At 69.3% G+C, this 13,678-nt stretch carries 11 protein-coding genes; all 11 read right to left on the reverse strand.

Annotated elements, in window-relative coordinates; all coding sequences use genetic code 11:
• Positions 1-16: 16 nt before the first annotated feature.
• The 11 genes from NXI30_13565 to NXI30_13615 all read right to left on the reverse strand — a co-directional run bounded on the left by NXI30_13565 (position 17) and on the right by NXI30_13615 (position 13,665).
• A complete protein-coding gene (locus NXI30_13565) occupies positions 17-1,447 on the reverse strand; it encodes a phosphotransferase family protein (GenBank protein MCR9095243.1) in 1,431 nt (476 codons plus the stop codon).
• Between the two features lie 176 nt (positions 1,448-1,623).
• A complete protein-coding gene (locus NXI30_13570; protein MCR9095244.1) occupies positions 1,624-2,433 on the reverse strand; it encodes an acetoacetate decarboxylase family protein in 810 nt (269 codons plus the stop codon).
• Between the two features lie 58 nt (positions 2,434-2,491).
• Entirely contained in the window at positions 2,492-3,742 is a 1,251-nt protein-coding gene (locus NXI30_13575; GenBank protein MCR9095245.1) for an amidohydrolase, read from the reverse strand.
• 81 nt (positions 3,743-3,823) lie between these two features.
• Entirely contained in the window at positions 3,824-5,086 is a 1,263-nt protein-coding gene (locus tag NXI30_13580; GenBank protein MCR9095246.1) for an amidohydrolase, read from the reverse strand.
• A 91-nt stretch (positions 5,087-5,177) separates the two neighbouring features.
• Positions 5,178-6,053, reverse strand: coding sequence for an SDR family NAD(P)-dependent oxidoreductase (locus NXI30_13585; protein MCR9095247.1), 876 nt, complete (start codon positions 6,051-6,053; stop codon positions 5,178-5,180).
• A 67-nt stretch (positions 6,054-6,120) separates the two neighbouring features.
• Positions 6,121-6,756, reverse strand: a complete 636-nt coding sequence (locus NXI30_13590; GenBank protein MCR9095248.1) for a TetR/AcrR family transcriptional regulator — start codon at positions 6,754-6,756, stop codon at positions 6,121-6,123.
• A 139-nt stretch (positions 6,757-6,895) separates the two neighbouring features.
• Entirely contained in the window at positions 6,896-7,366 is a 471-nt protein-coding gene (locus tag NXI30_13595; GenBank protein ID MCR9095249.1) for a hypothetical protein, read from the reverse strand.
• Positions 7,367-7,412: 46 nt separating this feature from the next.
• Positions 7,413-9,572: a glycosyltransferase gene (locus NXI30_13600; protein MCR9095250.1), complete on the reverse strand. Its 2,160-nt coding sequence runs from the start codon at positions 9,570-9,572 to the stop codon at positions 7,413-7,415.
• Positions 9,569-10,687 carry a hypothetical protein gene (locus tag NXI30_13605; protein ID MCR9095251.1) on the reverse strand — a complete coding sequence of 373 codons (1,119 nt, stop codon included), beginning with the start codon at positions 10,685-10,687 and terminating at the stop codon, positions 9,569-9,571. The genes NXI30_13600 and NXI30_13605 overlap by 4 nt, the downstream gene beginning before the upstream one ends.
• Positions 10,684-12,762 (reverse strand): glycosyltransferase family 4 protein, encoded by a 2,079-nt coding sequence (locus NXI30_13610; protein MCR9095252.1) that lies wholly within the window; start codon positions 12,760-12,762, stop codon positions 10,684-10,686. Before NXI30_13610 ends, NXI30_13605 begins: the two co-directional genes overlap by 4 nt.
• Before the next feature lie 6 nt (positions 12,763-12,768).
• On the reverse strand, positions 12,769-13,665 hold the full coding sequence (locus NXI30_13615) for a sulfotransferase (GenBank protein ID MCR9095253.1): 897 nt from the start codon (positions 13,663-13,665) through the stop codon (positions 12,769-12,771).
• Positions 13,666-13,678: the final 13 nt, after the last annotated feature.

A 13,678-nucleotide genomic window follows, 5' to 3' on the forward strand; every position in this document is an offset into this window, starting at 1 on the left:
CTCCGGCGTGCGGGGTTCAGTCCTCGTTCGCCGCGAGCGCGGCGGCGAGTCCCGAGTAGCGGGGTTGGTCGATGGCGAGCTGGTTCACGACGGTCACGCGGAGGTGATCCGCGAGACCGGGACGATCGAGCGCGACGGAGCCGTCGCGCAGCCCCTCGGCGAGGCGTCGCCGAAGCGCGTCGATCGGCTCGGCGGCCTCGGCTCCGAGCAGCGCGACGAGACGCGCCTGCTCGGCGGCGACGTGGGCGGGTCCGCGGGTGAGCTCGCGAAGCACGATGTCGAGGGAGTTCGAGGCCACGAGCGACAGGAACGCATCCCGCCCCTTCAGTCGCCCGCGCAGGTCGTTCCTCAGGAAGTCGCGCACGCTCTCCAGCAGCTCGTCGGTCCGCGGCATGTCGAGCGAGCTCGCCGCCGGTCCCTCCGCGACGAGCTCGACGGGACCGGGGATGATCAGGTTCGCGCAGTCGACCTGACACTCGGAGCTGCGTCGCGCGATCCCCGGTCGTTCGACGCTCGCGTCCACGCCGCCCCGATACATCGCCGCCATCTGCAGCGTCCCGACCGCCCACCAGAACGAACCGAAGACCTCCCACCAGCGAAGGTGATCCGGCGTGATCCGGATCCCCGATTCGGTTTCGTAGCCCTCGAGGAGCGACTCGCGCGAGCCGAAGCCACCCACGGGCTGGTCGTGGCGACCGAAGCGCCAGGAGTTGGTGCAGATCCAGCCGAGGTCGCGTACGGGGTCGCCGAGATAGGCGACCTCCCAGTCGAGCACGGCCATGATCCCGTCCGGCGTGATCATCAGGTTGCCGTTCCGGAAATCGTTGTGGACGAGGCGCGGCGTGTCGTAGATCGGCTCGGGGAGATGGTCGAGCAGCCAACGCGCCGTGTAGTCGATCATCGGCTGCGGGGTGTCGTAGGCGCGATAGCCCGCCCAGAGCTGCTCCACGTAGGCCCGGGTCGACTGCTCTTCGAGGAACGAAGACAGCCCGGCGGCGACGGGATCGACACCGTGGATCCGCGCCAGGATCCGACCGCACTCGAAGGCCAGCGTCGGACGGACGGCCTCGAGCGCCGGATCCTTCAGGATCTTTCCGCCGAGGGTCTCGCCCTCGAGCCACTCCATGAGGAAGCCCTCGCCGAGGCCGTCGTCCTCCTCGAGCACCAGTACGACCGCAGGCTCCGGCACCCCCACCTGCCGGGCGACCTGCATGAGCCGCGCCTCGCCCGCGAGACCGGGTCCCGGGTTCGCGCCCGTGCGCTCCTTCGAACCACCACCGGCCGCGCGGCGGAACGCCAGGGTCCGCGGCCCGCCGGTCGCCTCGATCTCGACGCGATAGGTCTCCTGACTCGCTCCGCCGGAGAGTCGACGAACGGACACGAGCGCGGCGAAGTCGGAGAGTCCGCGCGTGAGCGCCGCGGCGAGTCGGGCGTCGAAGTCTTCCATCGGCGTTCGACTCTAGTCGAACGCCACGCCCCCCCGCATTGGACGCGGAGTACACGCGCCGGCCGCGCGACGCGAAGGCTCAGGCGGACGGTCGAAACACGAGCGGCGCGACGACCGAAGTCGACGCGCCGCCGGCGCTTCCCCCGTACGCTTCGGAAGAAGCGGTACTCCTCCGCTCAGGAGCGGTACTCCTCCGGATAGCTGCTCCAGTCGATCTCGCGGATCGGCCCGCCCATCTTGCCGGGCCAGCGCGAGCTGCCGATCGTGTCGACGAAGGGCCAGAACGCATCCGGGTCGAGCGCGCCCTGGCGCGAGATCTCGCGCTGGATCGGCTTGCCGATCGCGAGATAGGCCTCGACCTCACCCAGGATCGGGAGCCGCTCGGCGATCGGGTCCCACGGGCTCTCCCGCAGGAGCAGCTCGCCTTCGACCTTCTCGCGGTAGACCGGCTGGGTCCTCGACTCGACGGAGACGACGAAGGGTTCGATGTCGTAGGCCTTCTCGGCGCCGCCGACCGCGCGGGAGCACTTGATCCACCACTGGAAGTCGTGCTCCTCCTCCGGCATCTCGAGGGCGCCCGCGGTCCGTCCCTTGTACTCGAGGAACGTGTATCCCTGGTGTGTGCAGCGCGCCTTGACCGCTTCGCCGATCCGGTAGTACTCGATCTCGCAGGGGAACTTGGGCTGCCCGTTCATGTCCTTCGAGATGTAGATCGCGCTCTCCTGGTCGATCCCGTACCCGAGGCAGTACCGGCCCTTCTGTCCCCGGTAGTCCGCGTCGACGTCGATCACGACGCCGAACTCCGGCTCGTCCGGCACCGGAATCAGATAGATGTTGAGGTGCACGTTCGAGGTGTCCGAGGGCTCGAGCCCCGGCGGAAGCAGCTCGGCGAGCTTCGCCGGGTCGGTCGGATACTTGATCCGGAGATTGGGCCAACCGAGCACTTCGCCGGGGTTGATCTTGAAGGCGTCGTTCGGAATGGACATGGCGTCCTCCTGTTCTTGGGTCGCCGCGGCGCGTCGACGCAAGGAAGTGTAGTGCGGCCTAGGCCGGCTGCTCCAGCTGGAACTGGCTCTTCTCGGGGCCGATCCGGTCGACGAGGGGCTGGAGCGCCGCCACATCGAAGCCGTAGAACTCGGCGGCGTTGCCTCCGAGGATCGCGGCGATCTCCTCCTCCGGGAGCCCGCCGAGCACCTCGACCATCATCTTCTGCGTCGCGGGCCAGGTCCCTTCCGGATGGGGGTAGTCCGACCCCCACATGATCGTCCCGAGACCGATCTCGTGGCGGAGCTCCGCCTCCCGGCGCGACATGGCCGAGCTGCCGACCTTGATGTTCCGCCGGAAGTACTCCGAGGGCTTCATCGAAAGGTGCTTCTTGTATCCCGTGCCGAGCTTGGCCGAGAAGTGGTGGTCGCCGTAGCGCTGATCCATCAGGTGGAGCAGCTCCGGCACCCAGATCGTCGAGCCCTCGGTGACGGCGGTCTTGAGCGTGGGGAAGCGTTCGAAGACACCGCCCCAGATCATGTAGACGAGCGGACGCGTGAGCCACCACGCGACCTCGGTCACGTAGATGCCGAGCGCCCCGGGCAGCTCGACCGGCGGCTCCGAGAGCTGCTCCGGATCCCGGGCGCGGAAGATGTCGAGCCCGTAGTACTCGTGCATCGGCGCGGCGCCCGAATGGAAGTGGATCACCATCGCGCGCTCGGCGCAGGCGCGCCAGATCGGGTCGTACTTCGGGTGGTGGTAGGGATCCTGGCCCGTGAACATGTGGGGCAACATGATTCCGCGAAGGCCGTTCTCCTTCGCCCACTCGATCTCGGCGACCGCCTGGTCGACACCCCAGAAGGGCGTGATCAGCGCGAGGCCGTAGCGCCGCTCCGGACTCTCCGAGCAGAACCCGGACATCCAGCGGTTGTGCGCGCGGCAGCCGGCCCACTGGTGCTCCGGGTCGACGCCGACCGGCATCAGCCCCAGGTCGCCGCCGAAGGGCGGCGAGTTCTCCTCCGTCAGGCCGTCGACGAAGAGGATCTCCGCCGCGACGCCGTCTGCGTCCAGGACCTCGTTGCGCCGGTCGCCGTCCCACGCGCCCGCCAGGCCGTGGGCCTTGTCGGAGGCCCACTGCTGGCTCTCCTGGCGCATCTCGAGGCGCTCGCCGGCGAGCTCGAGCGCCTTCATGCGCGCTTCGTTCTGGCGGTCGAATTCGTCCCGGTACTGCGGGTCGAGGTAGTCGCGATAGACCTCCGGCCGAGGTCCGGCGTGGCCATCGGAAGAGATCACGAGATAGCGATCCGTCATGGTCGTCTCCTGGATGCGTCGGGCGGCTGCGGAGGAGGCGCTTGGTAGGCGCGTAGGACGTGCGCCGTGGGCGGCGGGGCGTCAGCCCTGGCCGCGGATCTGCGCGATGGTCGGGCCGATTTCGTTCGCGATCGGCTGGAGCTTGTCCTCGTCGAAGCCGTAGATCCGAGCCGCGTTGAGGCCGAGGATGTCCCGGATCTCCTGCTCCGGGTACGTCCCGAAGGTCTCCTGGAGCTCTTTCATGGTGGACGGCCAGGTCCCTTCCAGGTGCGGGTAGTCCGTGCCCCACATCAGCTTGTCCACGCCGACCTCGTCCTTGAACTTCGCCTCGTGCGGGCGGAGGAAGGACGCGCCCACGAAGCAGTTCTGCTCGTAGTAGCCGGTCGGGCTCTTCGAGAGGTCCTTCGTGAAGTGCTTGAAGATCGGGTCCGCCGCCTTGAACTCGAGGACCCGGAGCTTCTCGACGATCCAGCCGACCCCGACCTCCGTCAGGATGTACTTGAGATCAGGGTGTCGCTCGAAGGCCCCCGACCACATGAGCGCGGTGAAGGGTCGCTGCGCCCACATGTCCACCTCGCTGATGAACATCGCCGTCGCGCACTCGACGTCGCCGTAGTCGGGCGCCCAGCCCGAGTGGGTCTGGAGCGGCATGTCGAGCTCTTCGCAGACGGCCCAGATCGGCTCGTAGCGGGGATGGTGGTAGAAGGGGTGCGTCCCCGTGCTCGAGGGCAGAAGCACGCCGCCCCAGAGTCCCATCGCCTTCGCGTCGCGGATCTCCTGCACCGTCACGTCGATGTCGTCGACGTTGATGAGGGCCACGCCGGCCATCCGTTCCGGGTGGGTGCTGCAGAAGTCGGCCAGCCAGCGGTTGTAGGAGCGGCAGCCTTCGAGGTTCTGCTCGGGGCTCACGTCGTGGCGATACTGCATGAGCCCCGCGCCGAAGGGCGCCATCTGCGGGAAGATGATCTCTCCTGCGACGCCGTCGTCGTCGAGCTCCTTCATTCGGACCGTCGCGTCCCACTCCCCCGGCCTCGGCGCGAAGGGATTGGCCGGGTCGGAGAGCATGTCGAGCAGGTCCTGGTCGCTCGGAGCGACGTTCGGGTCCGACATCGCCTTCATGCGATTGCCGCCCTGCTCGCCCGCGCCCTCGCTGTAGGCCTCGACCGCCTCCTGGTCGAAGAAGGTCCCGACGCGATTCATCATCTCGCGGGTGTACTGGACCCACCAGGCATTGGCGGCGTCGTGGTACCGGGGATCCATGTGCTCGTTGTAACCGGACGGCAGCGTACCGGCGTGGCAGTCCGAGCTGATGATCAGGACGGGATCGTTCGTGTCTGCGCTCATGGCGTGGACTCCTCGAATTTCGGGTCGCGACTCGTTTCGGATATCAGGAAAACAGAAGCGGGACGGGCGATCCGCTCGTCGCGCTTCGGGCCTAGGAAAGCCCCATGTGCTCGAGCTCGATCGGGCACTCTCCGGCGGCGAGCTTCTTCGCCCGCTCGACGAGCGTGGCCTCCATCGTCTCTCGACCGATCATGATCACGAAGTCTTCGTTGCGGATGCCCTCGAGGCAGAACTGCGCGAGCTCGTCGAGATCCTGGACGGGCATCTCGAAGCCCGCCGCCTTCGCGCCCTCCATGAAGGCGTCGAAGGTCGTCTCCTGGGACGCGTCGACCTCGTTCTCGCGCGCGAGCTCCGCGGGTCGGTTCCGCTTGGTCGTCCAAATGCCCGTGTCGAGCATCCCGCCGGAGGGGTAGAAGATCGCCGCGCGGAGGTTCGTCCCGCGGCCGATGAGCTGCGCCGCGAGGCACTCGGTCATCGTCGAGACGGCGGCCTTGCTCGAGGCATAGACGACCTGCTGCGCGAGCGGCGAGATCCCGCCGTCACCCGAGGACGTGTTCAGCACGTAACCCTCTTCACCGGACGCGATCATGCGCGGTACGAAGGCCTGGATGCCATGGGCGACGCCCGCGACGTTCACGCCGTGGACCCACGTGAAGTCCGAGGGCTCGGTCTCCCAGACGTCCAGGTTCGGGGCCGAGACCCCGGCGTTGTTGAAGAGGATGTGGCACGCGCCGTGCTTCTCGAACGTGTAGTCGGCGAGGGCCTGGACCGAGGCCGGATCCGAGACGTCGGTCACGACGCCGCTGACCGCGTCCCCGAGCTCTTCGCAGGTCGCCTTCAGGACCGGCTCTTCGACGTCACCGATCACGACCTTCATGCCGACACCGACGAACGCCTTGACGAGGGCCTTGCCGATCCCGCCGGCGCCGCCGGTCACGACCGCGACCTTGTCCTTGAAATCCTTCATCTCGATGTCGTCTCCTGTTCGAGTACGTCTGCGTACTCAGGGGGCCCGCGTCTCCCGACGCGGGAATTCAACGGCGCGGAAGCAGGCTCGCCAGGAAGCGGCCGACTTCCGACGTCCGCGCTTCGACGTCGTAGTCGTCGCGATGGACCCACTCGAGGGTCGTCGCGTAGATCGAGCCGAGCACGACCTCCGCGAAGGTCTCGATCGAGGCGCCGGGCGGGAGCTGATCCGGCCCGCCCTCGGCGAGCAGGGCCTGGATCGCGTCCGAGACGCGGATCTCCCCTTCGCTCGCGTCCGGGGTGCCGTGGGCGGCGCCGAAGAAGGCGCCGACGAACTCGCGGTGGACCGGGCCGATCTCGAAATCGCCCGAGAAGAATCCGTCGAAGAGGAGGGTGATCCGCTCCCGGGTCGTCGCCCCCGCGACGCGCGCTTCGTCGATGCTCGCGACCATCCTGGAGACCGCTTCGCGGGAGAGCGCCTGGACGATGTCGGCCTTGGTCGGGAAGTGGTTGCAGAGGGTCCGTTTCGCGACGTCCGCCGCCTCGCAGATGTCGTCGATCTTCGTCGCCTCGATCCCGCGCTCCGTGAAGAGCTCCTCCGCGGTCGTCAGGACACGCGCGCGAAACTCCTGGACGCGTCGATCGCCGCGGCCCGGCGGCGAGGACGCCTCGGCGTCGGTAGAGAGGGGGGAGTCGGTCGGCATTCGAGGTCCTCTTGGCGAGCAGCCGCCAAGTGGCATTTAAATGCCATTCAGGAACGGCCCCGTCAACCCCGAAGCACCACGTTTCGTGGCGAATCGCCCCGCCGGCCGAGAATCCCCTGTCGAATCAAGGCTTTCCGGACTAGCCGCCGGCCAGCCCATCGAGCACGGACTGCGGAATCTCGAAGTACGAGACCTCGTTCGGCTCCTCGAGGCCGGCGAAGAGGTCCCGGAGCAGCGGCCCCGAGTCTCGCAAGGCCGCGCCATCGAGGGCCGAGCCGAGCCCGGCGTAGCCGGCCTCTTCGGCGAGCGCGGGCGCGCGGGTCGTCAGCGCGTCGATGCCCCAGTCGACGGCATCGCCGGCCTCGATCCGGGTCTCTTCCTTCCGCTCCGCGGGCGCGTGGTAGTGGGGCCGCTCGCGGAAGAGATCCATGCGCAGGACCTCGACTTCGTCGGCGGCGTCGGCTTCCCGACCCCAGACGTAGAGCGTGATCCCGCCGTCGATGTCACCGACCTCGCGACGACAGGCGACGAAGCGAAGGCCGCCGGCGGCGACCTCGGCGTCGGGTCCTTTCCGGATCTCGAGCTTGGCCATGGGTACGGATTCGCTCATGTCACCTCCTCGTTTCGACCCGGGTCCACCGAGCCGCCGTGCGAGACTAGCGCCCCGATCGGCGCCGCGCGGAGGCCTCGAGCCAGCGACGCCGCAGGGCGTGCACCCATCGATCACGAGAGACCTCGCCGACCCAGTTGCCGAGGGCGTCCTTCACGTGATGCCGATACAGGTCCGCGGCCCACGCGTACGCCCGCCCCGAAGGACCGGCGCGCGCCGCCCCGAGGCCGCGCAGGTCGGAAGCGCTCGCCAGATAGACCTCGAACGCGCTCCGCAGCTCCGGCGGAAGCGTCTCGAGGTGGGGCGCGACGATGCGCGCCACGAGGTCTGCGTGCCGCACGTGTGCGGCGGCGGCGAGTCCGGCGGGGCGCTGGCGGTAGCGGTGGAAGACCGCCGGCAACCCTTCCCCCGCATGCCCCGCGACCGCGAGTCGGAGCTGGAGATCCCAGTCTTCGTAGGCGGGCAGCTCCTCCCGGTAGGGGAACGCCTCGAGGGTCTCACGCCGAAAGACGGCGGCTGCGGTTCCGCATCCGTTCTCGTAGAAGAGCATCCCGGGCGTCGGGTCGTAGGGCACGACCCAATCGCTGGCGAGGGCCGGATCGTCCCCGTCGGCGAAGGCCGCCGAGATGCCGTTCACCCAGCAGAGCTCTTCGTGCGCGTCGAGCGCGGCGACGGCGGTACCGAGGTAGCCGGGCACGATCAGGTCGTCGGGGTCGAGCGGAAGCACGAACTCCCCGCGCGCTTCGGCGACGCCGGCGTTGCGCGCGCTCGCGAGCCCGCCGTTGGCCTTGCGCACGACTCGCAGCTCGCACGCGTCGAAGGTGGACGCGATCGAATCGAGCAGGTCGCGCGCTTCCGGGGACGGTGAACCGTCGTCGACGAGGAGGATCTCCTTGCGGGGATGGGGATCCGCGACGATCGAATCGAGGCACGCCTCGAGGTAGGCCTGCATCTCGTAGAAGGGAATCACGATCGACACGAGCGCCGGTTCGGCGCGAGGGGGTTCGCGCTCGGGCGTCGCGGGAGCGCGCGGGGGATCGACTGCACGAACGGGGTCCCCTCCCCCGCCCCGCGGCGCGGCTGGCCACTCGCCGGCGTCGAGCGCGCGGCACCATCGGTCCAGGATCTGGGCGAGCGCATCGACGGCGTCGACCGGAAAACGGTCGATCGATCCCCCGGACGCTCCGTCTCCGAGATCGCGGAACGCCCCCAGATCCGTCACGGCGAGCGGGAGCCCGATCGAGGCGAGCTCCCTCGCGGCGAGGCCGAAGGTCTCCGTTCGACTCGGTACGACCGCCGCATGGCAATCGGCCATCCGACGCAACGCCGCTTCGCGCGGCAACGCCCCATGGAAGTGGACCCGGCCCGCGTGCTCCGGAGCGACCAGACGACGCAGCTCCTCCGCGTGACTCGCCCGAAAACGACCGGGCTCGTCCGCGCCGACCAGATGCAGCTCGAGGGCGTCCCCGCCCCGCGCCTCGAACACGCTCGAAGCGGCTCGAAGCAAGGTCTCCGGCCCCTTCAGCGGCTGCAGCTTGCCGAGGAACCCGATCCGAAGCGGCCGCCCCTCGGCGATCGGCGGAGGCGACCACGCGATTCCCGGTCTTTCGAACGAGGGCGGCGAGATCGCGCGATTCGGCGCGAGCGGCTGCGCGTCGGCGTACTCGTCGAGGACCGCCGCCGACGGCGCGACGATTCGATCGGCGTGGCGGAGCGCATAGCGTTCGATCGCGAGTCGCTGCTTGTCTTCCAGGGAGAGCATGGCCCGATCGTCCGCCGCGGAGACCCGCGCGACCGTTCCGTGCAGGCGGACCGTGACTGGCGGAAGCGGGGGGCCGAGTCCGAGCCGGCGCGCCTTGATCGAGACGAAGCCGGGACCATCGAAGTCCGGAAACTCGATCGACTCGACCGCCTCCGACTCGACGATCGAACACAGCGCGAGCCAGATGCGATGGGAGCGCCAGTGCGCGCGGGATCGGAAGACGCGCCGGGGAAGCATGCCCTGCCCCCGCGCCGCCACGTGCTCGACCCGCGCTTCCGCAGGAACGCTCTTCCGAACGCGCGTCACGACGGAGGCCGACGCATCGAGGACCACCAGCGCGCGCGCAGGATCCCGCTCGACTTCCGCTCGCACGGCCTCGCCGATCCCGCCGCGCGTTTCGCCCCCCCACTCGTCCGTCACGAAGGCGATTCGGGTGAGGCTCATGCTCGGTGCCCCGATCCGTCGGCGAGGAAGCGATCGATCGAAGCCCGTGCGACCTCCGCGTAGGCAGGCGCCCAGACCGCGTACGCGTCGAGGATCGCGTCCCGATCCGAGACCGCCCGTCGAATCGCGGCCTCGATCGCGCGGGGATCGTCGGCGCGCGGCACCACGAGACGTGTCTCGAGGAGCTGCGCCGCTTCGTCCACCGCGGGCGTCGAGACGACCGGCGTCCCTACGAAGAGGTGACTGGATGCGCCGATCAGGCAGGGCACGCCGAGATGGAGACTCTCGAGCGGCAGGAGCGGTGAACACTCCGAGAGCGTCACGTAGAGATTGCAGTCCTGGGCGCGGAGAAGGCCGACGAGCGCCGGCGCGTCGAAGGGATGGGCCCGGACGTGGGCCAGCGCGATCCCGAGCCCTCGCGCGTGGGCCTGCGCCGGCGCGTCGAGTACGCCCGTCAGCCGGGCCTCTTCGAGGCGGGCCACCGCGGCGAGCATCGCGTAGGGGTTCTTCCGCCAGGAGGGACCTGCGACGAAGAGTCCCAGGCGAAGCGTCGCCTCCTTCCCATCACCAGGGCGGGGGCTTCGCTCCGGCGAGCCGGTCGGCGGCGGGTTGAAGACGTCCACGGCAGGCAGGCCTCTGCTCGCTTGCGCTCCGCCCTCCCCGGACTTGAAGAACCCGATCCGATCGATCACGCCTTCCGCCGCGAGGGCCATGACCTCCGCGTAGTGCCTCCGCTCGTCGGCGTCGGCGAGCTGCATCGGCGAGCCGTGCCAGAGCACGCCGAGAAAACGTTCCGGCGCGCGCGCTGCGAGCGCGCGCGCGACCGCCGCGTAGCCGTCGACCCAGCCGGAGAAGACGATCCGCTCGGCGGCGGAATCGAGGATCGCAGCGACGAGCCCGCGGCGATCGGAAGCGAGGACGAGCGCGGCCCCATCGACGTCGACGGTCGCCGGAAACAGGCGCCGCGTCGCGGCCGAGACACCGAGATAGTCGCCCGGCGCGATCGCGACCGTGCCGTCCTCGCAGCCGTCGATCCCGGCCGTCGTCCAGTCGACCCGTCCGCGCCGAGCTCGAGCGCCCCAACGAGCCAGGCCTGCGCGCGCGCGGCCGATCATCTTCCCGACCGCGAGACCGCGCGCCCCAGGAGCTTTCGGCGGAGCTTGGTCCACGCCATGCGCAGCAACGTCGTACCGTTCAGGTGATCGCTGGCGATCCTCCGCGCCCGCGCCTCGTCGAGCGCCGGTGCAGGAACCGCTGCGGGGCGCTCTCCGTCCTCCGAGAGCGCGAGCAGCGAGAGCCTCTCCCGGATCGCGCCGGGCGCCGCGGCCTGAACGAGGAAGGCCAGCTGCCCGGGCTCGCGGATCTCCTCTTCGGCACTGCTCGCCGTGAGTCGGGCCTGGGCGAGCAGGGAGCCGCGTCCGTAGTCGACCTGGGCACGCCAGAGGACGCCGACTTCCCCGTAGTGGCCGGCCTGGGAATCGAAGAGCTCGACGAGGAGCGTCTCGGGACGCGTTCGGATCAGCGCTCGACTCCTGCGCGCACCGAAGTCGAAGGGGTAGCGCTCGGGGACGAGGTCGAGCGCCGAGATCACGAGCCGCCCTTCGAAGTCGCGGAACCAGGTGCCGGCAAAGCCCATGCTCGGGTTGCGTTCGAGGGCGCCCCGACAGAGCGCGAGGAAGTCGTCGTCCGGATGATCGCCGGCAACGAGAAGCCAGAGCGCGTCCTGTGTCCTCACGCTCGCCAGAGCCGCCGGCTCGCCGTTCGCGGACGCGACACGTCGGGTCGCTCCGAGCCAGCGGACGCCGCTCGCCGCTTCCGGCGCTCGTGGGTCCTCGTCGTGATAGGCCAGCAGGAGCCGGTCGCCCTCCTCCATCTGCGCGCGGACGGCGCCGACGGTGGCCTCGATCTGGGGCTCGGTCGCCGCGAGCGGCACCTCGACGATCGTCGTGACGTAAAGACGCACCTCGGTTTCCCGCGCGATCGGGCGGAGCGCTCGAGGCCGCTCGTAGAAGTCTCCGAGGGGCGCAGTCGCGAGCGGTGTGCCCTTCTCGAGCCCCGCCAGGCGCTCCGGGTTCTCGAGGAGTGTCCCGATCTGGTCGGCGAGATCCGTGCTCGACCCGTCGAAGTACCAGGCGTGGACCCCTTCCTCGAAGTAGTTCCGGAACGCGGGGATGTCGGCCATGAGGAGCGGGACACCCGCCTCGTGAGCTTCGTGCGCGGCGTAGCAGAACGACTCGAAGCGATTCGGGAAGACGGTGACGCGCGCCCTTCCGAAACGCTCCGCCACCTGGTCGTGCGGGAGGTGTCCCGTGAACTCGAAACGATTCCGGAAGCGCTCGGGGATCGTGCCGAGCAGGTATTCCGTGTAGCTGGCGCCGCCGGGACCGTCCCGGCCGTCGTTTCCGATGAAGACGAAGTCGACGTCGAGGTCGGGCTGCCGCTCGAGCAGGAGGAGCGCGGCGCGCACGAGCCGTTCCACGCCCTTGAACTCGAAGATCCGACCGAAGAACTGGACCTCACGGACGTCGCCCGGCGCGAGGATGGGGCGCGCCGGAAAGCGAGCCGTCGGCGGTTCCGAGATCCGGATCGCCGTCGGGTCGAGCTCGTACCGGTCGAGATAGTAGGCGTCGGCATAGCTCTGCGACGGCAGGAGCGTCGCCTCGGAGAGCGCCAGCCCCGCGCGCTCGAGGCCGTAGAGGATCGATCGATCCCGATCGATGCCGTGCGTTCCTTCGTGGAGATCGATCAACTCCACGCTGTTGTGGACCCGCATGCCCAGCACCGGCATCCGGGGCTGGAGCCCGAAACGCTTCTCGACCAGCGCGTGATAGCCGACGCCGCAGTACTCGAAGAACTCGACGAAGTCGACCGGATCGAGCTCCGCCAGGCGCCTCACCGCATGGGCGAAGCGCAGACTCTTCGCGAGGAAGGGGTTCTCGACCTCGGCCAGGAGCGACGGCGCGTCTTCGCACAGGGCGTCGGCGTGATGGGCGCGACATCGCTCGGGAACGCTGAGCGTCGGGAGGTCGTCCTTCTCGAAACGATCGAAGTAGACCTTCGGCACGTCGAGCAGGAGGACGACTTCATGCCCCTGCTGGAGGAGCAGATCCGTCGCGTGTCTCAGGAGGACGCCACACCCTCCCCAGGTGGTCGGATGGAACTCGTAGGTGGCGAAGAGAATGCGAGCCACGCCGGCCTAGTTCCCGACGGCGAACACGGAGCGCCAGCCTCGACGGGGCACCAGGGGCGGGTTGCCGAGATCCCGGTACCCGAGCGCCTCCATGGCGGCGCCACACTCCCGGTAGACGATCCGACGGAAATAGCTCGCTCGAGAGATCGCCCGCCGGGAGTCCACCGCGAGCGCGGCAGGGCTCACCTGGTTCCGGAACGAGCTGTTGAAGGTCGGCCCGCCCAGCTGCGCGCCCATCTCCGGCACGTACTCGACCCCCGCGTGCGCGGCCAGGCGCTCGGCCCACTCCTCGGGCGCCTCGAGCAGGTCCTCGTGCCGCGCCAGCAGGACCGCATCACCGAACTCCCCGTCCGCGACCCGCTGAGCGACGGAAGCATGCTGGCACCAGTGATGCGCCACCTGACGGAGATTCTCGGGGTCGCGGGTCCGGGCCGGGTCCGCCCACGGCGCGTGGACCGCACTCCAGACCACCTCCTCGGCGTGGCGAAGGACGTAGACGAAACGCGCTTCGGGCATCGCTTCGATCATCTCCGCGAGGTAGAGCCCGTCGCCCGGATGCGCGTTCACGAAGCGCCCGGTTCGCGATCCGTGCTCCTCGACACAGTGGCGGATCGTGGCCTCGACCATCCGCGCGAGGTAGCGATCGTCGACGTCCCAGCCGTACATCGGACTTCCGAACGAGGACCGCGCGCCGAAGAGGTTCCGGAAGTAGTAGAGCTCCTTCGGGTCGTAGCCCGTTTCCGGGTCGTACCCGCGAAGCGGCGCCAGGTCGGGATGGGCCGTCAAGGCGGCCCAGACCACGCTCGTGCCGGAACGCTGACAACCGACCACGAAGACGTTGTCGCGCCGAAGATCCTCCGACGCGACTTCCTTCCGTTCGTTGGCACGGGATTCCGACGACACGCTTCTCTCCGCT

The sequence above is a fragment of the bacterium genome (genome assembly GCA_024742285.1).
In the GTDB taxonomy this organism is placed as follows: Bacteria; Myxococcota_A; UBA9160; order UBA9160; family UBA4427; genus UBA4427.

What these genes read in the sequence shown, in the direction of transcription:
- NXI30_13565 (MCR9095243.1), bottom strand. Translation starts at nt 1,447, where the DNA reads ATGGAAGACTTCGACGCCCGACTCGCCGCGGCGCTCACGCGCGGACTC.
- NXI30_13570 (MCR9095244.1), bottom strand. Translation starts at nt 2,433, where the DNA reads ATGTCCATTCCGAACGACGCCTTCAAGATCAACCCCGGCGAAGTGCTC.
- NXI30_13575 (MCR9095245.1), bottom strand. Translation starts at nt 3,742, where the DNA reads ATGACGGATCGCTATCTCGTGATCTCTTCCGATGGCCACGCCGGACCT.
- NXI30_13580 (MCR9095246.1), bottom strand. Translation starts at nt 5,086, where the DNA reads ATGAGCGCAGACACGAACGATCCCGTCCTGATCATCAGCTCGGACTGC.
- NXI30_13585 (MCR9095247.1), bottom strand. Translation starts at nt 6,053, where the DNA reads ATGAAGGATTTCAAGGACAAGGTCGCGGTCGTGACCGGCGGCGCCGGC.
- NXI30_13590 (MCR9095248.1), bottom strand. Translation starts at nt 6,756, where the DNA reads ATGCCGACCGACTCCCCCCTCTCTACCGACGCCGAGGCGTCCTCGCCG.
- NXI30_13595 (MCR9095249.1), bottom strand. Translation starts at nt 7,366, where the DNA reads ATGAGCGAATCCGTACCCATGGCCAAGCTCGAGATCCGGAAAGGACCC.
- NXI30_13600 (MCR9095250.1), bottom strand. Translation starts at nt 9,572, where the DNA reads ATGAGCCTCACCCGAATCGCCTTCGTGACGGACGAGTGGGGGGGCGAA.
- NXI30_13605 (MCR9095251.1), bottom strand. Translation starts at nt 10,687, where the DNA reads ATGATCGGCCGCGCGCGCGCAGGCCTGGCTCGTTGGGGCGCTCGAGCT.